Source organism: Streptomyces sp. G7(2002) (assembly GCF_028870195.1).
In the GTDB taxonomy this organism is placed as follows: Bacteria; Actinomycetota; Actinomycetes; order Streptomycetales; family Streptomycetaceae; genus Streptomyces; species Streptomyces nigrescens.
Window position 1 is genome coordinate 8,429,319 of the sequence record NZ_CP102609.1, and the last position, 24,554, is coordinate 8,453,872.

At 71.6% G+C, this 24,554-nt stretch carries 24 protein-coding genes; 9 read left to right on the forward strand and 15 right to left on the reverse strand.

Annotated elements, in window-relative coordinates:
• Positions 1-24: 24 nt before the first annotated feature.
• Positions 25-1,191 carry a PucR family transcriptional regulator gene (locus NUT86_RS36140; protein WP_274739582.1) on the forward strand — a complete coding sequence of 389 codons (1,167 nt, stop codon included), beginning with the start codon at positions 25-27 and terminating at the stop codon, positions 1,189-1,191.
• Between the two features lie 42 nt (positions 1,192-1,233).
• On the opposite strand, the gene NUT86_RS36145 is transcribed toward NUT86_RS36140, so the two are convergent.
• The 3 genes from NUT86_RS36145 to NUT86_RS36155 all read right to left on the reverse strand — a co-directional run bounded on the left by NUT86_RS36145 (position 1,234) and on the right by NUT86_RS36155 (position 3,806).
• Entirely contained in the window at positions 1,234-2,622 is a 1,389-nt protein-coding gene (locus tag NUT86_RS36145; RefSeq protein ID WP_274739583.1) for a carotenoid oxygenase family protein, read from the reverse strand.
• The gene (locus NUT86_RS36150) at positions 2,619-3,278 is read right to left on the reverse strand and encodes a TetR/AcrR family transcriptional regulator (RefSeq protein WP_148588585.1); all 660 of its coding nucleotides are present in this window, start codon (positions 3,276-3,278) and stop codon (positions 2,619-2,621) included. Before NUT86_RS36150 ends, NUT86_RS36145 begins: the two co-directional genes overlap by 4 nt.
• 66 nt (positions 3,279-3,344) lie before the next feature.
• Positions 3,345-3,806 (reverse strand): MarR family winged helix-turn-helix transcriptional regulator, encoded by a 462-nt coding sequence (locus NUT86_RS36155; RefSeq protein WP_026169467.1) that lies wholly within the window; start codon positions 3,804-3,806, stop codon positions 3,345-3,347.
• A gap of 96 nt (positions 3,807-3,902) precedes the next feature.
• Between NUT86_RS36155 and NUT86_RS36160 the strand changes: the two genes are divergently transcribed.
• Both NUT86_RS36160 and NUT86_RS36165 read left to right on the forward strand, forming a co-directional pair.
• A complete protein-coding gene (locus NUT86_RS36160; RefSeq protein WP_274739584.1) occupies positions 3,903-4,751 on the forward strand; it encodes an SDR family oxidoreductase in 849 nt (282 codons plus the stop codon).
• Between the two features lie 641 nt (positions 4,752-5,392).
• Positions 5,393-6,472 (forward strand): sugar ABC transporter substrate-binding protein, encoded by a 1,080-nt coding sequence (locus NUT86_RS36165; RefSeq protein ID WP_229837868.1) that lies wholly within the window; start codon positions 5,393-5,395, stop codon positions 6,470-6,472.
• Between the two features lie 84 nt (positions 6,473-6,556).
• On the opposite strand, the gene NUT86_RS36170 is transcribed toward NUT86_RS36165, so the two are convergent.
• Entirely contained in the window at positions 6,557-7,315 is a 759-nt protein-coding gene (locus NUT86_RS36170) for an HAD family hydrolase (protein ID WP_159484660.1), read from the reverse strand.
• 25 nt (positions 7,316-7,340) lie between these two features.
• Positions 7,341-7,820 (reverse strand): Lrp/AsnC family transcriptional regulator, encoded by a 480-nt coding sequence (locus NUT86_RS36175; protein ID WP_018088677.1) that lies wholly within the window; start codon positions 7,818-7,820, stop codon positions 7,341-7,343.
• 226 nt (positions 7,821-8,046) lie between these two features.
• Here NUT86_RS36175 and NUT86_RS36180 point away from each other — a divergent pair, with 226 nt between their 5' ends.
• Together NUT86_RS36180 and NUT86_RS36185 are read left to right on the forward strand one after the other, a co-directional pair.
• Entirely contained in the window at positions 8,047-9,555 is a 1,509-nt protein-coding gene (locus NUT86_RS36180) for an FUSC family protein (protein ID WP_274739587.1), read from the forward strand.
• Positions 9,556-9,734: 179 nt separating this feature from the next.
• Positions 9,735-10,832: a lactonase family protein gene (locus tag NUT86_RS36185; protein ID WP_159484656.1), complete on the forward strand. Its 1,098-nt coding sequence runs from the start codon at positions 9,735-9,737 to the stop codon at positions 10,830-10,832.
• Between the two features lie 17 nt (positions 10,833-10,849).
• Here NUT86_RS36185 and NUT86_RS36190 read toward each other — a convergent pair whose 3' ends face one another.
• From NUT86_RS36190 to NUT86_RS36225, 8 genes are all read right to left on the reverse strand, one after another.
• The gene (locus tag NUT86_RS36190) at positions 10,850-11,191 is read right to left on the reverse strand and encodes a nuclear transport factor 2 family protein (RefSeq protein WP_159484654.1); all 342 of its coding nucleotides are present in this window, start codon (positions 11,189-11,191) and stop codon (positions 10,850-10,852) included.
• Between the two features lie 69 nt (positions 11,192-11,260).
• Positions 11,261-12,004, reverse strand: a complete 744-nt coding sequence (locus NUT86_RS36195) for a VOC family protein (RefSeq protein ID WP_159484652.1) — start codon at positions 12,002-12,004, stop codon at positions 11,261-11,263.
• A gap of 279 nt (positions 12,005-12,283) precedes the next feature.
• Complete coding sequence (locus NUT86_RS36200; protein ID WP_371874780.1) at positions 12,284-13,237, reverse strand: sirohydrochlorin chelatase; 954 nt, start codon at positions 13,235-13,237, stop codon at positions 12,284-12,286.
• A gap of 84 nt (positions 13,238-13,321) precedes the next feature.
• Entirely contained in the window at positions 13,322-14,350 is a 1,029-nt protein-coding gene (locus tag NUT86_RS36205; RefSeq protein WP_274739590.1) for an N-acetylglucosamine kinase, read from the reverse strand.
• A complete protein-coding gene (locus NUT86_RS36210) occupies positions 14,343-15,443 on the reverse strand; it encodes a phospholipid scramblase-related protein (protein WP_274739592.1) in 1,101 nt (366 codons plus the stop codon). Before NUT86_RS36210 ends, NUT86_RS36205 begins: the two co-directional genes overlap by 8 nt.
• 23 nt (positions 15,444-15,466) lie before the next feature.
• Entirely contained in the window at positions 15,467-16,144 is a 678-nt protein-coding gene (locus tag NUT86_RS36215) for a uracil-DNA glycosylase (RefSeq protein WP_026169470.1), read from the reverse strand.
• Between the two features lie 159 nt (positions 16,145-16,303).
• Entirely contained in the window at positions 16,304-17,389 is a 1,086-nt protein-coding gene (locus NUT86_RS36220; RefSeq protein ID WP_026169471.1) for a WD40/YVTN/BNR-like repeat-containing protein, read from the reverse strand.
• Between the two features lie 145 nt (positions 17,390-17,534).
• Positions 17,535-18,638, reverse strand: a complete 1,104-nt coding sequence (locus tag NUT86_RS36225) for an NADH:flavin oxidoreductase/NADH oxidase (protein ID WP_109894865.1) — start codon at positions 18,636-18,638, stop codon at positions 17,535-17,537.
• 166 nt (positions 18,639-18,804) lie between these two features.
• Between NUT86_RS36225 and NUT86_RS36230 the strand changes: the two genes are divergently transcribed.
• A complete protein-coding gene (locus NUT86_RS36230) occupies positions 18,805-19,176 on the forward strand; it encodes an ArsR/SmtB family transcription factor (RefSeq protein ID WP_274739594.1) in 372 nt (123 codons plus the stop codon).
• 221 nt (positions 19,177-19,397) lie between these two features.
• On the opposite strand, the gene NUT86_RS36235 is transcribed toward NUT86_RS36230, so the two are convergent.
• Complete coding sequence (locus tag NUT86_RS36235) at positions 19,398-20,795, reverse strand: FAD-dependent oxidoreductase (RefSeq protein ID WP_274739595.1); 1,398 nt, start codon at positions 20,793-20,795, stop codon at positions 19,398-19,400.
• 193 nt (positions 20,796-20,988) lie between these two features.
• Here NUT86_RS36235 and NUT86_RS40525 point away from each other — a divergent pair, with 193 nt between their 5' ends.
• Complete coding sequence (locus NUT86_RS40525; RefSeq protein WP_323182496.1) at positions 20,989-22,176, forward strand: DUF6214 family protein; 1,188 nt, start codon at positions 20,989-20,991, stop codon at positions 22,174-22,176.
• Positions 22,177-22,266: 90 nt separating this feature from the next.
• Positions 22,267-22,434, forward strand: a complete 168-nt coding sequence (locus NUT86_RS36250) for a hypothetical protein (RefSeq protein ID WP_266445198.1) — start codon at positions 22,267-22,269, stop codon at positions 22,432-22,434.
• Between the two features lie 264 nt (positions 22,435-22,698).
• Here NUT86_RS36250 and NUT86_RS36260 read toward each other — a convergent pair whose 3' ends face one another.
• Positions 22,699-23,355, reverse strand: coding sequence for a TetR/AcrR family transcriptional regulator (locus NUT86_RS36260; protein WP_274739596.1), 657 nt, complete (start codon positions 23,353-23,355; stop codon positions 22,699-22,701).
• 703 nt (positions 23,356-24,058) lie between these two features.
• Here NUT86_RS36260 and NUT86_RS36265 point away from each other — a divergent pair.
• Entirely contained in the window at positions 24,059-24,487 is a 429-nt protein-coding gene (locus NUT86_RS36265; protein WP_266445132.1) for a DUF6010 family protein, read from the forward strand.
• The last annotated feature ends 67 nt before the right edge of the window (positions 24,488-24,554 follow it).

The following is a 24,554-nucleotide window of genomic DNA, read 5'->3' on the forward strand; positions in this document are numbered from 1 at the left end:
ACACGCGGGTGGAATCATCACCCTGTGACAGAGGAACGGGAGCGCGTCCGGCAGCAGCTGATCGCTGACCCACGGGCCGTCGCGACGATCGTCGCCGCCGTGCGCGAGCAGGTACCGGCCTACGCCGCGCTCGACGACAGCCGGCTGCACGAGGTACGTGCCATCGCCGCCTGGGCACTGGACCGGCTGCTCCATCTCTGGGTCACCGACGGCGCACTCACCCCGGCCGATCTCCGGCGGTTCCGCGGGATCGCGGCGGCGCGGGCCGCGGACGGCCGCCCGATGCCGGCGGTCCTGCGGGCCTACCGGGTCGCGGCGACGGTCCTGACGGACGCGATCGCGGCCGCCACGCCCCCGCTGGGCGCACCGGACGCCTTCGCCCTCACACGCATGGCGCTGACCACCCTCGACACGCTCGCCGAGGAGATGGCCACGGCGTACACCGCCACCAGCGAGGACCTCGCCGGGGACCGTGACCGGGCACTGCGGCTGCTCCTCGACGACCTGATCACCGGCCGGCACGCCTCCATCGGGGCACTGACCGACCGGGCCGCACGGCTGGGAGTCCAACTCCCCGACCCTTACTGCCTGTTGGTGGCCGAGCCCACGGAGGTGGCCGGACCCGCCGTGACCCAGGAAGCCGCCCTCGGGCTCCTCGCCGCGCTCAACGGTCCCGGCGGTGCGAGCACCTTCCCGGCGACGGTCCGCGGCTCGCGCCTCGTCCTGCTGCTGCCCGCCGCGGCCGGCGGGCGGGCGCCGGAGGTCCTGCACGAGCGGGGCCTGCGCGGCTGTGCGATCTCGGGGGAGAGCCTGGACCGGATCGCCGTCGCCTACCGTCTCGCGGCCGACGCCCTGGACACGGCGCCCGCACACGCCCACCATCCCGCGCGGGTGCTGACGGACGGGGACGCCCAGGTACTGGCGCTGCTCGGCGGCCGCCCCGCCGCCACTCCCGAACACCTCAGCCGTCTGATCCTCGGCCCCCTCGTCCAGCCCGGCCGCCACCACCTCATGGAGGCGCTCACCACCTACCTCGACACGGGCTCCGCGAACGCCGCCGCCCGCAGGCTCGGCCTCCACCCCCAGTCGCTGCGCTACCGTCTGCGCCGCATCAGCGACCTCACCCAGCGCGACCCACGCGACCCCTGGCAGCGCCTCACCCTGGACATCGCCCGGACCATCGCCCACTGAACAGCCCGGCGGCTCCCCGCCCGGCCACCGGGCTGCTGAGGCTCACCCGGCCAGGGCGTAGCGAGGCACCTCCCGCTCGTCCCCGGGCACCCAACTGCCGTGCAGACCGAGCGGGACACGCACGGGCAGATGAATACGGGCGATCGGCTCACCGGTGAAGTCCAGGGCCGACAACAGCACCAGATCGGTGGCGCCGCGCTCCGGATCGAAGACGTACGCCATCACATATCCGTCGTCCTCGGCGTTGGGCGACCCGGCGGGGACGAACACGCCCTCACTGACAGCCCCGTACCGCCCGAACTCGTGCGCCTCGGACGTGCCGCGCAGCAGATCGTGTTTGAGCAGCGCGTTACTGAACCCCTCGTCCGGCCGGGTGTCGCCGGGCCCGGCGGATGGCGCGTAGAGCTCGACCGCGGCGGTGTACCCGTACCGGTAAGGACGCCCGCTGTAGCGGGAGTTGAGCCGTGGGAACTCCTGGACACGGTCGTCGAGCCGGTCCTCGCGCAGCTTTCCGGCCGTCAGATCGACCGTCCAGCGGTCCAGTGTGGGGCGGCTGGTGCCGACATCCCTGATGTCGAAGCCCTCCGGGTGCCGGACGACGTCGATGACGACCTCACTGCCGTCTTCGTAGGCGTTGAGCGTGTGCCCCACCAGGCTCGGCGCGACCTCGAACCAGCGCACCGCACCCCCGGCCCGCGGCATCACGCCCACCCGCGCCGGGCGGTTGCCGTCCCAGACGAACGGGATCCCGGTGGGCAGATGAGCGGCGCTGAACACCACGGGCGAGTCGAAGAGGAGCACATGGCGGTCGGTCAGGGCGAAGTCGTGCATATAGGGGTTGCCCGGCACCTCGATGGCCGTGGCCCGCAGGACCACGCCGGACTCGTCCATCACGATGTGCTGGACCTGGTCGGAGCCGTAGCGGAAGGCCAGCGAATGCAGCTCACGGGTGCGGGGGTCGAAGAGGGAGTGGGCGTTGGCGCTGTAGCCCTGCGGTGTCGCCCCGAGCGCGCAGGGGCCGATCGTGTCCAGGTCGTAGGTGAGTTCGTACGGGCGTATCCCGCCCTCGATGAGTGCGAAGGTACGGCCCGCGAGACCGACGACCTGCACGTTGGGGGAGATGTCCATCAACTCGTCGACGGGCGTCCCGCGCCGTGGTTCACCGAGCCGGTCGGCGACCGCGGTGGAGCGGACCCAGCGGTTGCGGTACCACTCGGCGCGGCCGTCGCGGATCCGGACGCCGTGGACCATGCCCGCACCGAGGGTCCAGAGATGGGTGGCGGCGTCCTCGATGCCCAGTGGGTTGGGCCCGTTGCGCAGGTAGCGGCCATTGAGATGGGCGGGTAACCGGCCGGTGACGGGCAGGTCGTAGGCGGTGATCTCCTCGGTGACCGGAGTGAACGCCCCCGAGAGATAGCGGTTGCCGGTCATGAAGTCTGGCCCTCTTCGGTGGGGGAGGCGGAGTCGGCGGTGGCGGTGGCGGGCCGGGCGCTGAAGGCCTGCGCCACCGCCTTCATCAGCGTTTCGTAGCGGTGCGCGGCGGTGTCCGGGGGAAAGTGTCCGGCGATCTCCAGGCTCACCGCCCCGTGTGACGCGGCCCAGAGGATCTTCGCGATCTCCTGGGCGTCGCCCGGCCGGAAGGCCCCGGAGTCGATGCAGGCGGTCACGGCAGCGGTCGAGGCCTCAAATGCGGTCTCGGCGACGGCCAGTGCCTCGGCACTCGGCCGGAAGCCGGGGACGGCCTGCTCGAACATCACGCGGTAGTAGGCGGGTTCGGCCAGGGCGTGCTCCCGGTAGGCCGTCCCGAGGTTGCTCAGTCGTGTCAACGGGTCGGCCGCGGCAGGAACGCGCTCCTGCGCCCGGCGCAGCCGGGCGAACCCTTCCCGGTACAGGGCGTCGGCGAGCCCTTCCTTGCCTCCGAACATGGTGTAGAGAACCTTGGTCGACGAGCCGACCTCGGTGGCGATCCGTCGCATCGTCAGCGCGGCGGGACCCTCCGCGACCAGCAGGCTGATGGCGCGGTCGAGGATCGCGGTGCGCACGGCTTCCTGGCCGGCGCGCTGGGCATCCTGATAGAGCGTGCTCATGGGTAACAACGTACCCTGTGGGTAACACTGTTACCCGAGCGGGATCCCACCCCGGATCCCGCCGTATCAGCCGTCCTTGTTGGCCTTGAGTTTCCGCCACACCGCGCTCAGCGCTTCGAGGTCCTCCTGGTCGAGGAGGTCGGTGAACACCGGGGCCAGGCAGGCGCGCCGGGTGGCGTCGGCCTCTTCGAAGAGCTGGTGGCCCTCCGGCGTGAGGGACACCTCGACGGAGCGGGCGTCGCGGGCGGAGGGGGTGCGGGTGACCAGTCCGCGGCTCTGGAGGGCGTCCACGACACGGGAGACCTGGCTGCGGCTGAGCATGGTGCTGTTGCCGAGCACCGAGGCCGGGACCGGTTCCGGGCTGGAGGCGAGCCAGAGCATGACCTCGAACCAGGAGACCGGCAGGTCGTGGGCCTTGCTCAGGGCGCGGTCCACACGCTCGGTGAGGACGGTTCCGGCCCAGACCAGCCCGTAGAAGGCGTGATCGGCCACGGGCATCTCGGCCTGGGTGAGCTTCCTTTTCGCCATGCGGCAAGGCTACCGGTTGCGTGCATGCACACATAATGCTTATGGTGTGTGTACACGCACTTAACTCGTCTCGTTACGTCAGCCGAAAGGTTCGCCATGTCTTCCCCCTCGTCCAAGGTTGTTCTGATCACCGGTACGTCCTCTGGTATCGGCCTGGCCGCCGCGGTGGCCGCGGCGCGCGCCGGCTGGCGGGTGGTGGCGACGCTGCGCGACACCGGCCGCTCCGGTGCGCTGCGCAAGGCGGCAGAGGAAGCGGGGGTGGAGCTCGATGTCCGGCAGCTGGACGTCACCGACGAGAGCTCCGTCGCCGCCGCGGTCGACGGGGTGATCGCCGATCACGGCCGCCTCGACGCCGTGATCAACAACGCCGGTGCCGGACACCTCGGCACCCTGGAGAACGAGAGCGTCGCCGATGTGCGCGCGGTGATGGAGGTGAACTTCTTCGGCGTCCTCCATGTCTCGAAGGTGGCACTGCCGCATCTGCGGGCCACGGGTGGCCGTCTGATCACCGTCACCAGCGTCGGCGGGATCATCGGTCAGCCCTTCAACGAGGCGTACTGCGCGGCCAAGTTCGCCGTCGAGGGATACATGGAGAGCCTGGCGCCGGTGGCGGCCGGACTCGGTGTGTCCGTGTCCGTGGTCGAGCCCGGCGCCGTCGCCACCGAGTTCGTCAACAACATCGGGGTCGATCTGGCGGCCGAGGTGGCCGCCGCGGGGCCGTACGCGGACGCGCTGCAGGCGTACCTGGACCGCACCGTCGCACAGTTCCTCGGCAGTGCACAGACTCCCGCCGAGGCCGCCGGGGCCGTGCTGGAGGCGCTCACCGCGGACCGGCCCGCGTTCCGCCTCCAGACGTCGGACTGGGCACGCGAGTTCACCGGCACCAAGCTCACCGACCTCGACGGCTCGGCGGTGCTCGGCCTCACGGGTGGCTGGGTCGGCTGAGGGGGAATCAGAGGGAATCGGCGGCAGAAGATCAAGTCGAAGGGATTCCCGAGGGAAGTCCCCGGCGTGATTCCCGGGGAATTCCCATTGGTGTCGCTGTAATTGACTGCGGTGTGCGGCCGGGAAATGTTCCGCGACAGTTCGTCATCGGGGCGGCGGCAGTCGGCGCATCGGCTGTCCTGACCAGGACGGCGCCGGGGGCTAGTCGGCCCACCGGCCACTCCGGAAAGCTGTGCGCAGCACCTATTTTCCCTCTCCCCCTCTTCGCGGTCCGGTACGCGAGAGGAAAGGTGCCCGCTGTACCGCTCGCGAGCGGTGGTCCGGCGTGGTCGGGCAACTCCGTTCAGATATGCCCTGGTTGACGGATGGGGTGACGGGGAAGGGTGGGGTGTTACCCCGCGTTACACTTCGGGATTCGAGGTCGGGTGCCGGGCCGGGAAATGGAACGTTCCGGAGTGATACGGAACGAATTGAACTTTTCGGTACTGTCCGGAACGCCCGTCGGGTGACGGCGGTTCAGAGAGTCAACTCACAACTCACTTTCATATCGTTGTGACTTTGATTCTTGACGGTAGGGCCGCAGGTGGCGTTCACTTCAGCCGTTCTGGGCCGGTCAGGCGGCCCCTTTGGAGGTACCGGAAATGAATGCAATAATGCGGCGTGCCCTCACCGGCGCGGTGGCGCTTTCGCTCGCAGCACCCTTGGCGGCCTGCGGAAGCGATCAAAAGGATGCCGGTGCCGGCAAGGACTCCATAGGTCTGCTCCTCCCGGAGAGTAAAGCGGCCCGCTATGAGAAGTTCGACCGCCGTATCATTTCGTCGCGTATTGCATCGCTGTGCCTCGAATGCAAGGTCGAATACCACAATGCCGAGCAGCAGGTCGACGCTCAGAGGAGACAGTTCGACGCCCTGGTGAAGAAGGGCGTCAAGGTCATCATTCTGGACCCGGTCGACGCCGCGGCGTCCAAGAGCTGGGTGGATTCGGCCGCGAAGAAGGGCGTCAAGGTCGTCGCGTACGACCGGCTCGCCGAAGGCGATGTCGCGGCCTATGTCTCTTACGACAACGAGAAGATCGGCCGGCTCCAGGCGCAGGGGATTCTCGCCGCCCTCGGTTCCCAGGCGGCCGCCTCCGACGTCGTCATGATGAACGGCTCGCCGACCGACCCGAATGCACCGGCCTACAAGAAGGGTGCCCATGAGGTCCTCGACGGCAAGGTGCGCAAGATCGTCTACGAGAAGGACATCCCCAACTGGTCGGCGGCGACGGCCAAGAAGGAGATGACCGACGTCATCAACGCCCAGGGCGCGGAGGGCTTCGACGCGGTCTACTCGGCCAATGACGGTATGGCGGGCGGCATCGCCGCGGCACTCAAGTCTGCCGGGATCAAGGATGTTCCGGTCGGCGGCCAGGACGCCGAACTCCCCGCGCTGCAGCGGCTGGTGGCCGGAACCCAGTACTTCACCATTTACAAGGAAGTCAGGCCGGAGGCCGAAACCGCCGCCGAAATCGCCTTCCGTCTGCTGCGCGGCAAGAGCATCAAGTCCCTGACGACGACCACTGCCGACAGCAAGAGCAAGTCCGGTATCCCCGCCGAGCTGTTCAAGGCACAGATCGTCACCAAGAAGAACATGAAGAACACCGTGGTGCGCGACGGCGCCGTCCGGACCGACCTGCTCTGCGAGGACCTCGCCGACGCATGCAAGTCCGTCGGCCTGGAGTGACAAACGCTCAGTGAGCGCAGCATGAGGCAAGACGCGCCTGTCGGCGGCCGGTGATCGTGCGCCGGCCACCGACAGGCGCGGCCGTCAGCTGCCCGCCCGGCCACCCCGGCCGGGCCTCTCCTCAACCGCGGCGGTTCCCCCTCGTCGCAGCCAGTCGTGCGCGGCCTGTGCCGTGAACTCCCCCTGGCCGCCCTTGAACAGCAGTCCGGCGCGGGCGAACGCCGGGTCGTCGACGGTGCCGGCCACATAGGGAACGGCGATGCACCGCATCCCCGCCCGGTGTGCCGCGAGCGCACCGGGCGCCGCATCCTCCAGCACCACACAGTCCGCGGGAGCGACACCCAGTCGGCGCGCGGCCTCCAGGAACACATCCGGCTCCGGCTTCCCGTGCGCCACCTCCTCGGCCGACACGACCGTGGTCAGCAGCGCATCGAGCCCGGTACCGGCCAGCACCGCCTCGATCGCGGCCCGCGACGAGCCGGACGCCACCGCCATCGGATGCCCGGCCGCCGACAGCCGCTCCACGAAGACGCGCATCTCGGGAAAGACCTCGGTGTGCGCCCGCGCCAGCTCCAGATAGGCGCGGTTCTTGCCGGCCAGCAGCTCCTCGACCGGGGCGTCGAGGCCGAACTCCCGGCGGAGCGTCTCCAGCGTCTCGCGGGTGCCGATGCCGATGAAGCGGGTGTGGTGCTCCCAGCTGAAGTCGGGCACGCCGTGGTCGGCCAGCAGCCGGCGTCCCGCCTCGTAGTAGTTCGGCTCGCTGTCCACCAGGGTGCCGTCGAGATCGAAGATCACCGGAGCGGGCGGGACGGACGTGACCGGGGAGGCGGGCGAGGTGCTCATGCCCACCAGGATGCCAAGCGGCGGCTCATCGCGGCCCGGCGCCGCCGCCCACCGCCTCGACCAGCGGCAGCATCCGGTGCGGCACCCGCTCCCGCAGCGCCATCTCGGTACGGGTGCGGACCACGCCCGGCAGGCTGATCAGCTGCTGGATCACATCCTCCAGATGGGCCGCGTCCCGTGCCACCACCCGGGTCAGCAGATCCCCGCCGCCGGTCGTCGAGAACGCCTCGATGATCTGCGGCACCTCCGCCAGTGCGTCGGCCACCTCCTCCAGATGCCCCTGTGTGACCTCGATGTGGACGAAGGCGAGGACGGGGTGGCCGAGCGCGGCGGGGGACAGCCGGGGGCTGTAGGCGGTGATCACGCCGTCCCGTTCGAGGCGGTCGAGACGCGCCTGGACGGTCCCGCGGGCGACGCCGAGGAGGCGGGCGTACTCCCGGACGCTGGTGCGCGGCTGCTCCAGCAGCAGCCGCAGGATCTTGGCGTCCAGGGCGTCCACGGCCATGCTCAACATCTCCTCACGGGGGCTGTCAGGAGCTGTCACCCTCGGTCACGCTCCCGCCCATTGGCCTCCTCTCGGCGTACATGGAGGCCATGAGACTGTACCAATGGCACAGCATCCATGGCCTGTGTTGAGCAACCTGCCGAAGTGATGCTGTGATGGCCCCGTCGATGGCGCTGCGGATCCCGCGGCGCCTTTTTCATGCGGACATGTCGAAGGGGCGGAAGCTGTGCTGAAGAGGGTGTTCGTGGCTCCGGATCCAGGGCTGCTGCGGCTGCGCAGCGCCACTCGGTCCGTCCTCGGCATCGGCCTGGCGGTCATGGTGTGCGGGCTCACCGGACACTCGCTCGTCGCGGCCATCACCGGCGGGCTCGCCGCGCTGCTCGCCCTCTTCACGGTCACCGACACCACGGTCCGCGGCCAGATGACCACCACCGCGCTGCTGCCCGCGGTCGGCTTCCCGGTGCTCGCCGCCGCGGCGGTGCTGCATGATCACCCGGTGGCGCGGGACGCGGTCTTCGTCGCCGTCGTGGGCGCGGGGGTCTACGCCCGCCGCTGGGGGCCACGCGGTCATGCCCTGGGCGTGTTCGCGTTCATGACCTTCTTCGCGACGCAGTTCCTGCACACGGTGCCGTCCCAGCTGCCCGAGCTGTGCACCGCGGTCACCCTCGCACTGCTCGCCTCCTCCACCGTCCGCTTCGCCGTGTGGTGCTACGAGCTCCGGCTGCCTCAGGTGGCCGTGCCCGTCCCGCAGGGGGCGAGGGGGCTGGCCCGGACGACCACCCGCCAGGCGATCCAGGCGACCGCCGGCAGCACCTTCGCCCTCCTCGTGGGCCAGTTGCTCTCCGAACAGCGGTGGTACTGGGCGGTGGGTGCCACATGGTGGATCTTCGTGAACACCACCTCGCGCGGCGAGACCCTGGTCCGGGGCTTCCGCCGGGCCCTCGGCACGGTGCTCGGCATCGGCATCGGGCTGGTCGTCGCCGTCCCGCTGCACGGAGCGCTCGTCCCCACGATGGCCCTCGTCGCGGTCTGCGTGTTCGGGATCTTCTACACGGCCGCGGTCTCGTACACCTGGATGATGCTCGCGGTGACGCTGATGGCCGGGCTGCTGTACGGGCTGCTGGGAGTGCTGGATCCCGCGCTGCTCGCGCTGCGGCTCGCCGAGACCGGTGTGGGGGCGCTCGGCGCGGCCCTGGCCGTGCTCCTCGTGCTGCCCGTCACCACCCACGCCACCACCGACGCCTGGATCCAGCGTGCCCTGCGCTGTGTCCACCAGTGCACCGCCGAGGCCGCCGCCCGCCTCGCGGGCTCCACGACCGCGGACCCCGCCCCGCACGTCGCCGAACTCGCGCCCTTGCTGAGCCGGGTGCGGCTCTCGCTCGCCCCGCTGGTGCACCCCCTCAGCCCGCTGCGCGCCCGTAAGGCACGGGCCCGTCAGGTGCTGTCGCTGCTCGACGACTGCGCCCGTGAGGTCCGCGGGCTGGCCTCCATCGCCGCCGACCCGGAGGCCTCCCACGACGCCCGGCTCACCGCCGCCTGCCAGCGCGTGGAGGCCGCCGTCGAGGCCCTCACCACACCACGCAGCACACGCCACACGGCGGCCGCCGCCGTCGCGGTGTCCCAGCCTCCCGCGGCGGAACCCGCGCTGGTCCATCTGCACGGCCTGGAGCGGGCGCTGGCCGAACTCTCGGCGCCCCTGCGGAGCTCCCCGCGCTCCCCGCTGGTCGACGCCTGACCCGCGGGCACCGCGCACGGACGGCCCGCCCACGCGCCCTCCGTGGCGTCCCGAGCGCCCTGTGGCGTGCGTACGTCAGGGGCCCGAGGGCGGGAACCGGCCATCGCCCCGGACGCCCCGCCCGTGACTGTTAGCGTCGCCGCAGCACCTCAACGGGCAGGCGGACGAAGGGCGGACCAGTGGGGACGAGCGTCAACGGCCGGCGGGCGTACATCGGATCGTTCACCACGGCCGGCGGCCTCGGCATCACCACCGCGTCCGTCGACCCGGACTCCGGCGCCCTCACCCCCCTGTACTCCACCGACGCCGTCCCCAACCCCTCCTACCTGGCGCCGAGCCCCGACGGCCGGCACCTCTACGCGGTCAGCGAGACCCCGGACGGCGCCGCGGCCGCCTTCGCCCTCACCGCCCGCGGGCCCGAGCTGCTCGCCCCCGCCGTCCCCGTGGACGGCGCCGACCCCACCCACCTCACCCTGGCCGACGGCCGGCTCATCACCGCCAACTACAGCTCCGGCAGCGTCAGTACGCTCCCCGTACGGGACGACGGCACACTCTCCGGCCCCGCCACCGTGCTCGCCCACCAGGGCAACGGCCCGCGGACCGACCGCCAAGAAGGCCCGCATGCCCATGCCGTGGTGCCCGACCCCAGCGGCCGCTGGCTGCTCAGCGTCGACCTGGGCACCGACTCGGTGCGCAGCTGCGCCCTCGGCACCGGCGACGGGACGCTGACCGTCCACGCGGAGGCCCGGCTGCGGCCCGGCAGCGGCCCGCGCCACCTCGCCTTCCACCCGCGCGGCGACCGTGCCTACGTCATCAATGAACTCGACCCGACGGTGACGGTCTGCCGCTGGGACGCCGGCCGTGGGGTGCTGACGCCGCTGGGGGAGACCCGCCTCCTCCCGGACGGGGCCGCCGAGGGCTCCGCTTCCGAGGACTCGGCACGGAGCGGAGGCGGAACGCAGGGGAGCAGCACCTTCCCCTCCGAACTGGTCCTCTCCCGGGACGGCCGCTTCGCCTGGGCCGCCAACCGGGGCCATGACAGCCTCGCGGTCCTCTCCCTCGGCGCGTCCGGCGACACCGCAGCTCTCGTCACCACCGTTCCCTGCGGCGGCCATTGGCCCCGCGACCTGACACTCCACCCCGACGGCCGGCACCTCTACGCCGCCAACGAGCGCTCCGGTGACGTCACCTGGTTCACCGTCGACCCGGCAACCGGCATCCCGGTCAGGACCGGATCCGTCCAGGCACCGGCCGCCTCCTGCGTGGTCTTCGGCTGACCTGCGCCGGGACCGCCTCACCCCTGCGGAAAGCGCCCGCCGAAGTACACCTGGGTCTCGGTGACCCGGCCGTCCCGCACCGTCATCACCTCGACATTGCGATGGCACTCGCCCGTCGCCAGCTCGTATGCGTACCGGACATAGACCTGCTCGTCATCGATGGCGACGGCATCGAGGATCTCCTGCCGGCGCAGCCGGTCCGCCGTGGGGAAGCAGATCTCCAGGAACGCGGCCTTGTCGAGGTGATCGTCCTGCGGGCTGGTGAAGACGGAATCCTCGGCGAGCAGCCGGTCCATGGCCCCGCGGTCCTGGGCGAGATAGGCCGCGAAGGCGGCGCGGACGACATCGACGTGCGACATGAACTTCCCTCCGTGGGCGGCCCGCTCGCCCAGGAGGACGAGCGGCCGGCGACCGGTCTCTCCAGGACGTCAGGGTGACGGGGCGAGGACGCAGAACTCGTGGCCCTCCGGGTCGGCCAGGCACGTCCACGGGACGTCACCCTGGCCGAGGTCGAGGTCGGTGGCGCCGAGGGCCCGCAGCCGGGCCACCTCCGCTGCTTTGTCGTCACCGGGGTACGGCAACAGGTCGAGATGGACGCGGTCCGGCACGGTCTGCACGCCGGGCGTGCGGAGGAACTCGAGGTACGGGCCGGCACCCTTGGCGGAGCGCAACACCGCCTGATCGTCAGTCACCTCGTGCGGGGTCCAGTCCATCGCCTCACCCCAGAACCGGGCCATGGCCCGCGGATCCGCGCAGTCGACCACCACCGCGGCGATCGGCCCGGTGTCCCGGTAGATCTCCCGAGGCTCCAGCACGCAGAACTCGTTGCCCTCCGGGTCGGCGAGGACAGTCCACGGCACGTTGCCCTGGCCCACGTCGGCGGGTGTCGCACCGAGCGTCTGGAGGCGCGCGACCAACTCCGCCTGATGGGCCGCAGAGGTGGTGGCGAGATCGAGGTGCACACGGTTCTTTGTTGCTGTCTTGGGTCCAGGGACGGGAACGACGTCGATGCCGACGGCGACCGGGGCCGGCCACACGGGGCCGCCGGCGGGGCCGACATAGGTGGTCACGCCGGGGCTGTAAGCACTCCAGCCGAGCGCCTCCGCCCAGAACCGGCCGACCGCCGACGCATCAAGGGCCTTGATGTTCACCTGAACAGGTCGCAGTGCCATGCCGGCGATCCTATGCGCCCGCTCTGCAACGTCACCGGATGCCCGGACTCATCGGTCGGCGCGCCAGGGGTACGGCAAGCGCCCTGTGGGCGTCTCTCGCGGGCGTACCGCCCTCCGCCCGCCGTCACCGTGAACTCCGCCCTTCTGGGCCGCCTGACGGGCGTCTGTGCCGCTCAGCGAGGAATCGGACGTATCGCCTCCGCCCGGACACGGCGAAGGGCCGCCCCGCGCGCTGCGCGAAGACGGCCCTTCGGAAAACGGTGTCCGGTCCCGGAGTGCCTAGCGGACCGGAACCCCCTGCGCCTGCGTCGGCAGGGTGATGCCCACCGCCGCCGCGTAGTTCGAGAGCACTAGCCGGCCCACCGTGCCGTAGGCGCCCAGCGCCTCGGCCGAGGCGCAGCCCGCCTCCGCCGCGGCTGCTTCCAGAAGGCCGTCGGTGATCTCCGGGCCGATCAGGTAGGGGGCCAGCGCCAGCTGCTGCGAACCGGAGCCCCGCAGCTGCTCGGCGGTACGGGAGATCGCGCCCTCCTCGTCCAGGGCGGCGGCCAGCACCGGCACCGCGAGCCGCGCGGAGAGCAGCATGCCGGTGATCCCGGCGGCCTGTACGGCCTCCTCGCCGCCCACGGTGGCGAGGATGATGCCGTCCGCCGCCGTGGCGACCGTGAACAGCCGGGCACGGTCCGCCCGGGCAAGACCGGCCTCGGACAGCCGGACGTGCAGTGCCTCGGCGAGCAGCGGGTGCGGGCCGAGGACATCGGTCAGCTCGGCGCCGGAGCCGCTGTTCATCATCGCCTGGCGTATCCGGCGCAGCAGGGCGCTGTCCGGTCCGGCCAGCAGCGGCACCACGACGGCGGCGGGGCCGGGGTCGGGCTGTCCGTCGGCGCCCACCCGGTCCTTGTGCTCGGCGGCGGCGCGCGCCAGTACGGCCTCCAGGGACGGGAACTCGTCGTCGCCCCCGTCGACATAGCCGATCCGGGCGTCGAGGCCCGGGAGTTCGGAGCGGGCGATGCTGGAGACCTCCTCCGCCAGGCTGCGCGAGGCGGCGGAGGGGGAGCCCGGTACGGCCAGCACCAGGGCGGGAGCGCCCTCGGGTGCGGCGAGCGGCTCCGGCTTGCGGTGGCGGCCGGACTGCCGTCGCGGCATTCGTACAGGCAGACCGGGTGCGGCTCCCGGGCTCGGGGAGGCGGCGTCAAAATCGGGCGAGCCAGGTGCGGGCCCAGTGGGGGAACTCATGGCGTCGCATGCTAACGCCTCCGACCGCCCTCGCGCGGAGGGAGGGTTCGGTGGAGCGGTATCCGTCCCGATTTATCCCGCGCGTCACCCCGGCGCAGGCCGTGTGATCTGCAACAACTTCCGATCGGTGGGCAGCGTCAGCCGGTCGCGGGCCAGTGCTGCGGCGATGGCCAGCGACCCGTCGAGCGGGCTGCCGGCGGCGGCTGCCGTACGGGCGTCCGGCAGCCGCTCGGCGAGAGCCGTACGCAGCGGAGCCAGCAGGGGCTCGCCCATGTGGAACAGCCCACCGGTACAGGCCACTGTGGTGCCGGCGCCCGGCGGGCAGACCGCGGCCGCGGCATCGGCGATATGACCCGCCGCGGCACGCAGGACGCCGAGGGCCACCGTGTCGTCCTCGGCGGCGCAGCGGGCGACCTCCGGGGCGAACGAGGCCAGTACGGCGGGCCGGTCGGGGCGTGGGTAGAGCGCGCCGGGCAGCCCGGTGACCGGCCCGAACACCGCTTCCGCGCGCGCCAGCAGGGCGGCCGAACCGCCCGGTCGTCCGTCGTACGCCCGCAGCGCGGCCTCCAGCCCGGCGCGGCCGATCCAGGCGCCGCCGCCGCAGTCACCCAGCAGATGGCCCCAGCCGTCCGCGCGGCGCCAACCGCCCGCCGGGGTCAGGTCGGTGCCCAGGGCGATCATGCCGGTGCCCGCGGCGATCACCGCACCGGGCCGCTGGCCCAGCGCCCCGGCGTACGCGGTGACCGCGTCCGCGGCGAGCGCGAGCCGCCGCACCCCGAACGCGGTCGCCAGCGCGTCCGGCAGCCGGGCGCGGAGCTCCTCGCCCAGCGTGGCCATCCCGGCCGCTCCCACGCACACCGCGGCGAACCCGTCGGCCCCGGTTTCCCGCGCCAACTCGGCTGCTGCGGGCAGTAGTTGGGACAGCAGATGCTCCGCGTCGATGCCCGCGGGGCCGGTGCGTACCGGCTCGTCCGAGGCCCGGACGGCCAGCGGCCGGGCCTCGGCGTCGTCGGCGCGTGCGACGGCGATCCGCAGCCCCGAGCCGCCCGAGTCGACGCCGAGGACATGGCCGGCCCCGAGGGTGTCCGGGCCGCGGCCGGCCGGCTCACCCAAAGCCGCGGGCGTCCTGCTTGAGGGCGGTGTCGACGGTCAGGGCCGTGGCGACGACCAGGCTCAGCAGCGGGTCGGGCAGCTGCTGGTGGATCTGCAGGACGTAGTTGTCCGCGGACGTGAACATCGTCTTGGCGAGGCCCTCCCAGGTCTTGGTGATCCGGGCGACCTCGGTGTCGGCGTGGTCCACGATGGCGAAGTTCCAGGCGCGCCAGTTCTCGGCCTTGATGGCGCCGATCTGCTGGCCGTTGACCATCATCGCGAAGTTGATCTTCCCGATGGCGTTCTGCTGCACGATCTCGCCGACCGGCGAACCGTCCGGACGCTGCACGATCACCTTGGACTTGATGAACTTCGCGGGCCGGGTCAGCACCAGCTGCGGCTGGCCGTACGCGTCCCGGATCTCCAGCTTGTGGGTCATGTACTGATCGAGGCTGGAGACGACGCGGAGCACCTTCTTGGCCGTGCTCTGACCGACCTGGACGACCGCGCCCAGGGTGTTGCCGTGCTGGTCGAAGACGCCGTACTCGTTGGTGACCTCGATGAGCTTGGCCTTCTGGTTGACCACCAGCACCGGTTCGGTGAACAGGGTGCCGCCGCCCGGACCGCCGGGCGCCACGCCGGCCTGCTGCTGCACCTGCTGCTGTACGGCGCCCGGCTGCGCTCCCGGCGGGCCCGCCATCGGCTGCTGTCCGTACGGCTGCTGCATCGGCTGGCCGGGCGCGTGCTGGCCGGGCGCCTGCTGGGGGTAGCCGTAACCCTGGCCGTGCGGTGCGCCGCCCTGCTGTGGGCCCGGATACGGGGCCTGGCCCGGTGTCTGCGCGGGCTGCTGCGGAGTGAATTGCTGCGGGGGCTGCTGCGGAGCGAACTGCTGCGGCATCTGCTGCTGCGGGGGCTGCTGGGCGGCCTGCTGCTGAGGCGCCTGCTGGGGGCCCGGCTGGGGGCCCGGCTGGGGTGCCCCGCCCTGGGCCGGCGCCGCGGCCTGTTGTCCCGGGTGGGTGTGCTCCGTCCACTGGGACCCGTCCCACCAGCGAAGTTGGTGGGGGGTGCCCTGAGGATCGGCGTACCAACCCGCAGGGATGTTCGCATTCGTCATGCGGGGCACACTATCGCCCGGTGTCAGGGCAGCCTCCAGTCGACGGGCTGTGCGCCCTGCCGCACCAGGAGGTCGTTCACCCGGCTGAAGGGCCGTGAGCCGAAGAAGCCCCGGTCGGCGGACATGGGGGAGGGGTGGGCGGACTCGACGGCCGGCAGATCGCCGAGCAGCGGCCGCAGATTGCGTGCGTCGCGCCCCCACAGCACCGACACCAGCGGGCGTCCGCGCGCCACCAGTGCCCGGATGGCCTGTTCGGTGACCTCCTCCCAGCCCTTGCCGCGGTGTGCGGCGGGCTTGCGGGGAGCCGTGGTCAGCGCCCTGTTCAGCAGCAGTACGCCCTGCCGGGTCCACGGTGTCAGATCGCCGTTCGAGGGGCGGGGGAGCCCGAGGTCGGAGTGCAGCTCGCGGAAGATGTTCTCCAGGCTGCCGGGCAATGGGCGGACGTCCGGCGCCACGGAGAAGCTGAGCCCGACCGCATGCCCGGGCGTGGGATAGGGGTCCTGCCCGACGATGAGGACCCGCACCTCGTCGAAGGGCTGCTGGAAGGCGCGCAGCACGTTGTTGCCGGCCGGGAGATAGGTGCGTCCCGCGGCGATCTCCGCCCGCAGGAAGTCACCCATCGCGGAGATCCGTCCGGCAACGGGCTCAAGTGCCTTGGCCCAGCCCGCTTCGACAATGTCTTGGAGAGGTTGTGCAGCCACGGGATCACCCTACTGGCCGCGGCCCCCTCCCCTTCAACCGATGGCCCGCGCTCCGGCCACCCGGAGCGGCGGGAGGCCCCAACTGCCCTGCCCCACCGCTCCGTTCCCCGGTGCTCCGGCCGTTTCCCCGCCCTCCACCTTCCTCCGTCTTCCTCCCCCTCAGGCAACGGCGGCCGCCCGCACGCACAGCACATCCGGCAGATGGGAGGCGAGCTGCTGCCAGCTGTCGCCGTCGTCCGCGCTGGCGTAGACCTCGCCGTTGCGATTGCCGAAATACACCCCTGCGGGGTCGCTGTCGTCGACGGACAGCGCGTCCCTGAGCACCGTGCCGTAATGGTCCTCGTCCGGCAGTCCCGCGCTCAGCGGCTCCCAGCTCCGGCCGGCGTCGCCGGTGCGGTAGACCCGGCAGCGGTGCTCGGCCGGCACCCGGTCGATATCGGCGGTGATCGGGAAGAGGTAGGCGACATCCCCCGTGCGCGGATGTGCGGCGACGGCGAAGCCGAAGTCCGAGGGGAGTCCGCTGCCGATGTCCGTCCACTGCGCGCCCGCGTCATCGCTGCGGTAGACGCCCCAGTGGTTCTGCAGATACAGCCGGTCGCGGTTGACCGGGTCCTGCGCGATCTTGTGGACGCACTGGCCGAACTCCGGATGCTGATCCGGCAGGAAGACCGCCTTCACGCCCTTGTTCGACGGGGCCCAGCTGGCGCCCCCGTCACGGCTACGGAAGACCCCGGCGGCCGAGACGGCGACGGTGACCGCGTCGGCGTCCCGCGGGTCGGTGATCACCGTGTGGACGGCCAGCCCGCCGCCGCCCGGCACCCATTGCTCCCGGCTCGGGTGGTCCCACAGCGCCCGTACGAGCTCGAAGGTCTCGCCGCCGTCCTCGGAGCGGAACAGCCCACCGGGCTCGGTGCCCGCGTAGACCACATCGGGCGCGGCGGGCCCGGCCGGATGCAGCTGCCACACCCGCTCCAGCGAAGTACCGGTGTCCGGCGGGTACTTGACCGCGGGGCGGGAGGGCTCGTGCCAGGTCTCGCCCAGGTCGTCGGAGTGGAACACCGACGGGCCCCAGTGGGCGCTGTCGGCACCGGCCAGCAGCCGGGGCGTCGCGCGGCGGGTGTCGATCCCGAGGGAGTACACCGCCTGCGCGGGGAAATGCGGACCGCTCAATTCCCAGTCACCGTGCCGCCGACGGCCGATGAAGAGCCCTTTGCGCGTGCCCACCGCGAGTAGTACGTCAGTCATGCCGGAACACCTCCGGGACGCCGTTGTCTCAGATGTGGCAAGTCTGCACCCGACCACTGACAATGGCGTCCCGGCACGTATCCGTGCAGGTCGGACGGTGCGGCACCCGCTCTCGCCCGCGGACGCCGCACGCCCTCCGGAGGCCTCAGACGGCCCGGTGGTACTGCTGCGGCAACGTGACCTCCGCACCCAGTTCCCGCGCCGCGTGCTGCGCGAAGCTGGGGGAGCGCAGAAGCTCACGGCCGAGCAGCACGGCGTCCGCCTGACCGTCCGCGATGATCTTCTCGGCCTGCCGCGCCTCGGTGATCAGACCGACCGCGCCCACCGCCAGGCCGCTCTCCTTCTTGACCCGTTCCGCGAACGGCACCTGGTAGCCGGGCCCCGTGGCGATCTTCGCATCGGGCGCGTTGCCGCCCGAGGAGGTGTCCAGCAGATCGATGCCGTGCTCCCGCAGATCACGGGCGAAGCGCACGGTGTCGTCGGCCGTCCAGCCCTCGCGCGCATCGCTCTCGTCCTCGGTGAGCCAGTCGGTCGCCGAGATCCGGAAGAAGACCGGCAGTTCGTCGGGCCAGACCGCCCGTACGGCGTCCACGACCTCCAGCGCGAACCGCGTCCGGTTCTCGTACGAGCCGCCGTACTCGTCGGTGCGCCGGTTGGTGAAGGGGGAGAGGAACTCATTGATCAGATAGCCGTGCGCACCATGGATCTCGACCACCTGGAAGCCGGCCGCCAGCGCCCGCCGCGCCGACGCGCCGAACTGCGCGACGAGCTCACGGATCTGCGCCACGGACAGCTCCGCCGGCGTCGTGAACCCGTCGTCGAACGGCACCGGGCTCGGCGCGACCGGCTCCCAGCCGTGCCGCTGACCGGGGAGGACCGGGGCGCCGCGGTTCACCCAGGGGCGTTCGGTGGAGCCCTTCCGGCCGGCGTGGGCGATCTGGATGCCGGGAACGGTTCCCTGCGCCTTGAGGAAGTCGGTGATACGTCGGAACGCCTCGGTCTGGGTGTCGTTCCACAGTCCGAGGTCGTACGGGCTGATACGGCCCTCGGGGCTCACCGCGGTCGCCTCCGCGAGGATGAGGCCGGTTCCGCCCGCTGCTCGCGCGGCCAGGTGCTGGAAGTGCCAGTCGCCGGGCGCCCCCTCTGCCGGGCCGTCGGGCGCCGCGGAGTACTGGCACATCGGCGCCATCCAGAGGCGGTTCGGGACGGTCAGCGAGCGAAGGGTGATGGGCTCGAACAGTGCGCTCACAGCAGGCTCCTGTACCTGAAGATGAACGGGTACCGACCGGAACCCGCCCTCATACGATAGGCGTCGTACTACGGTGGATGTCAAACTACGACGCTTCTCGTACAATGAGCGGGCGGGTCGGTGCGCCAGGCCCTACCGCGTCCCGCAGAAGGAATCAGGAGCCGTCATGCCGACCGATACGACCTCCCCGCGTACCTCGTCGGGCGCCCGCTCGCTGGAGCACCCGGCCCGCGAGGACATCCGGCTCGCCGACGTGCTGCATGCGCTCGCCGACCCGATGCGTCTGCGCATCGTCTGCACCTTGGCGGCCGCCGAGGGCGAACTGAACTGCGCGGACATCGAGCTCCCGGTCAGCAAGTCGACCTGTACCCACCACTTCCGGGTGCTGCGCGAGCACGGCGTCATCCAGCAGCTCTACCGGGGCACGGCCAAGCTGAACGGACTGCGCCGGGCCGACCTGGACGAACTGTTCCCCGGCCTGATCGACGGCGTCCTCCGGGGGGCGGACCTGCAGGCCCGCCGCCTCGGGGAGGAGTGACAGGCCCGGGTCCGGTACGGCGCCTCACCTGCGGACGCATGCGGTCCGCCCGTGGATCCGGGTGATCGGCTCGCCCACGCGCCTAGCTGATCGGTCCGCCCACCTGCCCAGCTGGGCGATCCGCCACGTACCGAGCCGATCGGCTCGCCCGCGACCGAGCTGAGCGATCCGCCCGCGCCCCTGGCTCCCTGCCCGCGGTTTCCGCCGCTCCGCCCGCGGTCTCAGCCGATCTGCCCCGCCGAGCGCGCCGCGTCCAACAGCCCTGTCCAGTCCGGCAGCTTGACGGTGCCACGGCCCAGTCCGCGGCCCCACTCCGCCTCGGCGGCCTCGATGGCGAGCCAGCCCGGCCACGGAACCGGCCGCTGCCCCGCCCGGGTCAGCGCCTCCACCGGCTCCCCGGCCGTTGCGCGCTCCGCCAATGCGGGGGCGTCCGCCAGCAGCGACAACGCGGTCTCCTTCGCGCAGGGCCGGTTCGTGCCGATCACCCCCGTGGGACCCCGCTTGATCCAGCCCGCCACGTACACACCCGGGAGCGGCGCCCCGTCCCGCAGTACCCGCCCCGCCAGATGCGGCACCGTCCCCGTCGTCTCGTCGAACGGCAGACCGGGCTGCGGCGTCCCCCGGTAGCCGACCGAACGCAGTACCAACTGCCCCTCGATCTCCTCGAATTCACCGGTCCCCGCGACCCCGCCGCGCCCGTCGGGCGCCGTCCGCTCGAACCGGACCGCACGCACACCGGTGGCGTCCCCCAGCATTTCGACGGGCCGCAGGAAGAACCGCAGATGAATCCGGCGCCGACGGCGCGCGGGGGACGAGGCGGGCCCCGCGTCCGGGCTCTCCGGGCCCGCCGCCTGCCGCTCCGCCCAGCCGCGCAGCACCTCGACATTCCGCCGCGCCACCGCGGGCAGCTCGCCCGGGTCCCGGTACGCGGGATCGTGTGCCAGCTCCTCGGGCCGTACCAGCACGTCCGTATCCGGGAGCGAGCCCAGCTCCCGTAGTTCCTTGGTCGTGAACTTGGCCTGGGAAGGGCCGCGCCTGCCGACCATCCAGACGTCCTCGACGCGGCTGTCCGCGAGCGCGCTGAGCGGCCCCTGCGGCATATCCGTCGCGGCGAGTTCGGCGGCCCCACGGGACAGCATCCGCGCCACGTCCACCGCCACGTTCCCCACCCCGATCACGAGGGCGGACCTGGCCGCGAGGGTGAAACGGAGCGCGGCCGCATCCGGATGCGCGCTGTACCAGGCGACGAACTCGGTCGCCGGGTGGCTGCCGGGCAGCTCCTCGCCGGGGATGCCCAGATGCCGGTCGGTGGCGGCGCCCACACAGAACACCACCGCATCGAAGATCTGCCGCAACTCCTCGACGCCCAGCCCCGGCGCCCCCACCTCGACGTTTCCCAGGAAGTGGGCCTTGGGATGTTCCAGAACCGTGCGCAGATTGTTCTGCAGCGACTTGATTTTCTCGTGGTCCGGCGCGACGCCGTAGCGCACCAGACCGTACGGGCAGGGCAGGCGGTCCAGGACGTACACCTCGATGTCCGGTACGGCCTGCTGCTCGATCAGGGACTGGGCGGTGTAGACGCCGCTGGGCCCGGAACCGATCACTGCGACACGAAGCACGAGTGGCCCCTTCCGCGGAATACCCCCAGGATCGCACCGGCGGGCGCGCGGCGGGAGATGCGCTATCGGGGTTGCTCCCCGTGGGATGAGCGTGCCGCGCTACTGGGCCGGGTGAGCTGGGGGCTAGGTTTTCAATGTGTCGGAAAGTGACTTTTATACCGTTAATCACCGATATGAAGCCCAGGGCGCGCCCTTGGAGTGGCCCACGTGGGAGCTGCAGGCGCACGGCTCCGCCGCGCCCGCCCCCGACCCCGCCGCCCCGGACGAACCGGCCGGCTCCCACGGCCCCGGGTGCCCGCTGCCCCGGCTCGACCCGCTGGGCCCCTGGTGCAGCGCCCGGCTGACCTTTGCCGACGGCGCCCGGGTCGATGTCCTCGTGACGGTCTCCGACGACCACATCACCGTCGAGGACGTACGGGCCGACCCACCGCTGACGCTCGACGGCCTCGCCGACCTCGCCCGCTGGATCGAGGGCCCCCTGGACGATGCCTTCCGGGCGGCCACCGGGCGCCCGCGCAAGACCCGGCCCACACCCCGGCAGGCCGGTCCGGCGGACGCCACACCGGAACGGGCCGGCGGACCGCAGGCCGGGCCACAGCCGGCCCCGGCGCGCGGCGCGGCACCCGAGCCGATGCGCGGCCCGCGGCCGTCGTCGCCCCACGGGCCGACGGGGCACCTCCGGCCCACCACGGCCGGACCGGCGCCGGGGCACGATCCGGAAGCGGAACCGACGGCCGCCGGAACGGGGGCAGCGGCAGCGGCGACGGAGAGCGCGACGCCTTTGACGGGTGAGGCGGCGGAGGCGGGGGCGATGGGGGCGGGACTGCCGGGAGCGGGACCGGCGGGCGCGGGGCCGATGGGCGCGGGGCCGACGGGTGCGACCGGCCTCGCCCATGGTGAGGGCGTACTGCACCGGACGGCCACGGGAACCGGCACCGGCTACCCCGCCGACCCGCCTGCCGGCGCGTCCACCGACTCTCCTGTTGAGCAGATCTCCGGGCATGCCTCCGAGGAGACCTACGAGCGAGCCTCCGGGCAGAGCTCCGAGCAGCCAGTCCCCTCCGCATCGTCCGCGCCGTCCTCGCCCGCCGCGTCGTCCACGTCCGCCGCGCCGTCGCCGCCCCCCGACGCCTCGCCGCCGTCCTCGCCATCCGCCTCCGCCACACCGGCCGAGCGCGCCCGCTCCGCCGTCCTCGCCCGGACGCGGACCGGTGAGCGCCGCAAGATCGCCGCGGACGCGTACCGCCAAGCGCAGCGGGAGGGGCGCGATCCGGTGCTGGCCGTCATGCTCGCCACCGGCCGTAACCGCCGCAGATCGCTTCGGCTGATCGCCGGCGCCCGCGACGAGGGTCTCCTGACACCACGTCACAACAAGCGTTAGGGCCTGTCTCCCCGATCTCCGTGGGCCGCCGCTTGTGGCGGCTGGTGCCGAGCCGCCGCAGGCCCACGGGGACCGGGGAGACAGGCCCTGGTGGGCCACCACCTTCGCCTGTATCCGCTGCATGCGTCGCCCGATCTCGGCGCCCTGCTGCTCGATGACCTCGTTCGCTATTTCCTACGCGACTTCCTACGCGACTTCCTCCATGGCGCGTTGTTGCCCTGCGAGAGCACATCCGCCGTCATGGAGACCGCGCCCTGATGGCGGGCGATCGCCAAATTCAGGAAGAGCAGGTCGAACCGCGCGCCGCCCGCCGTCCGTCGTCCGCCGCCCGCAGCCGGTCGAGCTGGGCGGCGGTCGCCCTCCCGGGCATGTCCCGTGGTGGTGATGCCTGCACCGTGTGCCGCCCGGCATGGCCGCACAACCAGCCCTCCATGGCGCCGATTTCGGGCCCGGATCGCAGCGACCACCCCTCCACCGCCCGGGAAGTGAGCCACGGTCACTCAACGTCCAGCCTCAGCCCGGCTACCGCTGACCGCCCCGCACCGGTCCCGGTGTCCGCGTCCCGCCGGGTGCCCCCTCGTCCGGCGGGACCCCCGACTCCCATGCGAGCCCGTAGCGCTGGAGCAGTTCGGCACGCAGCCGCGCCTGCGGCATGGCCGCTCCCGGCAGCAGCATCGCCACCACCGATCCCATCAACAGCGCCCGTAGCAGCGGATAGTCGGCATCCGGATCGGACGACCCGTACGCCACGACCGTCTCCCGCAGCAACTGGGCCAGCCGTTGCTGTTCGGGGCACTGGATGAACCCCGCGGCCGTCAGAATTCCTGCCATGTGCGTCCGCATCAGCAAGGGGTGATCATGCGCCAGCCCCAGGATCGCGTCGATGGCCCGAGCCATCAGCTCCTGCCCCGCGTCCGGTCCGTTCGGCCGCGGCGCACGCTCCAGCGCCGCCTGCAGCGTGCGGTGCATCAGCCGGTGCACGGCGGACTGGAGCAACTGCCGCTTACCGGGGAAGTAGTACGAGACGAGCCCGCGCGCGACCCCCGCCCGACGGGCGATGTCCGCGAGCGTCGTCGCCTCATAGCCGTGCTCCGCCACCAGCTCGACCGTCGCCTGCAGCAGCCGCTCGCGGGAGCGCCGCCGCAATTCTTCATTGACCGATGCGCTGCGGGGGGACATCCTGTAACTCCTGCGTTGACTGGCTGGGGGCCAACACACTCAGTATGACTCCGGATCTCCGTCCTCGGAACGGATCCGGTCAAGCAGCCCGATTCGGGCGACGCGGGGGATCGCCCGAATCGGGTGACGATGAGGCCCGGGACGGTCTCGTGACCTGTGTCTTCCCAGGTCAACGAGCCGTCCCGGGCTCACGTCGAGATACGGGCTCGATCATCTCTGGCCGCCTCTGGCCGTACTCCAGCTGAGCTTTTGCGGCGCTTTTCGTGACGTTCTTGACGGTGTATCAGGCTTGCTCAGGAGGCCCGGCAGGGCGAGCTCGCGGTGAGTGTGACGTCCTGTCGGCCGAGGTGGGCGACAAGGCGCGATCTCCGTAGAGGCAATAGCGCCGTCCGTGGCATTTCCAACTACGACTCCAAGACGCCCCATCAAGACGCAGATTCGCCGGGCGGGAATTCCAGTCCGATGCCGGCGCGCAAAATGCCATGCCCCGTCAGGTCCCCTTAACAGCCCTTGGCGCTATGCCGTTGAAAGCTGGCATCAATGAACCTGGGCGGTGGCGCTGCGGCCGCATAACGTCAAGGTTGGTTCGGGGCGCAGGCTGGACTCGACCCTACAAGCGGGTCCTTGCCCTTCAGTGACTTGCCTGCCACACCACTACACCACCCCACCACCACCCAGCCGTACTCTGTAAAGGTCACCAAGCATGGAATTCCTATTGCCCGTTCTGGTCGGCGCCCTGTACGCCCTGTGCATGGGCCTGATTCGCGAGCCGCACCGGCGCCGCTTCAATGCGATCATGGTGGTGGGAGCAGGCGCCGCTTATCTGAGCGGCGGCGGTTTCGGTGGCTGGGAGCTTCTCGGAACGGCTGTCATTACCTACGTTGGCTACCGCGGGCTGGAATCCTGGACCTTTATCGGCATCGCCTGGCTGCTGCACACCGCCTGGGACCTGCTCCACCACCTCAAGGGCAACCCCATTCTGCCCTTCGCCCACGACTCCGCCCTCGGATGCGCCCTTTGCGACCCTGTCATCGCCCTGTGGTGCTTGCGAGGGGGCCCGTCATTGGTCGGTTTCCTCCGTAACGGGCCTGCGGCACGTCGCCGCACCGCAGAACAACTGCCGCCCGCGTAGCGCGCATGTACCGGAGGCTGCCCGCCGATAACGCGGCGAAGGGCGCGCGGCGGTCAACCTCCTTAAC

Coding starts and splice junctions, on each gene's coding strand:
- NUT86_RS36265 (WP_266445132.1), top strand. CDS start 24,059: ATGGAATTCCTATTGCCCGTTCTGGTCGGCGCCCTGTACGCCCTGTGC.
- NUT86_RS36150 (WP_148588585.1), bottom strand. CDS start 3,278: ATGAGCACGCTCTATCAGGATGCCCAGCGCGCCGGCCAGGAAGCCGTG.
- NUT86_RS36220 (WP_026169471.1), bottom strand. CDS start 17,389: ATGACTGACGTACTACTCGCGGTGGGCACGCGCAAAGGGCTCTTCATC.
- NUT86_RS36230 (WP_274739594.1), top strand. CDS start 18,805: ATGCCGACCGATACGACCTCCCCGCGTACCTCGTCGGGCGCCCGCTCG.
- NUT86_RS36210 (WP_274739592.1), bottom strand. CDS start 15,443: ATGACGAATGCGAACATCCCTGCGGGTTGGTACGCCGATCCTCAGGGC.
- NUT86_RS36155 (WP_026169467.1), bottom strand. CDS start 3,806: ATGGCGAAAAGGAAGCTCACCCAGGCCGAGATGCCCGTGGCCGATCAC.
- NUT86_RS36200 (WP_371874780.1), bottom strand. CDS start 13,237: ATGAGTTCCCCCACTGGGCCCGCACCTGGCTCGCCCGATTTTGACGCC.
- NUT86_RS36170 (WP_159484660.1), bottom strand. CDS start 7,315: ATGAGCACCTCGCCCGCCTCCCCGGTCACGTCCGTCCCGCCCGCTCCG.
- NUT86_RS36165 (WP_229837868.1), top strand. CDS start 5,393: ATGAATGCAATAATGCGGCGTGCCCTCACCGGCGCGGTGGCGCTTTCG.
- NUT86_RS36260 (WP_274739596.1), bottom strand. CDS start 23,355: ATGTCCCCCCGCAGCGCATCGGTCAATGAAGAATTGCGGCGGCGCTCC.
- NUT86_RS36175 (WP_018088677.1), bottom strand. CDS start 7,820: ATGGCCGTGGACGCCCTGGACGCCAAGATCCTGCGGCTGCTGCTGGAG.
- NUT86_RS36195 (WP_159484652.1), bottom strand. CDS start 12,004: ATGGCACTGCGACCTGTTCAGGTGAACATCAAGGCCCTTGATGCGTCG.
- NUT86_RS36160 (WP_274739584.1), top strand. CDS start 3,903: ATGTCTTCCCCCTCGTCCAAGGTTGTTCTGATCACCGGTACGTCCTCT.
- NUT86_RS36145 (WP_274739583.1), bottom strand. CDS start 2,622: ATGACCGGCAACCGCTATCTCTCGGGGGCGTTCACTCCGGTCACCGAG.
- NUT86_RS36190 (WP_159484654.1), bottom strand. CDS start 11,191: ATGTCGCACGTCGATGTCGTCCGCGCCGCCTTCGCGGCCTATCTCGCC.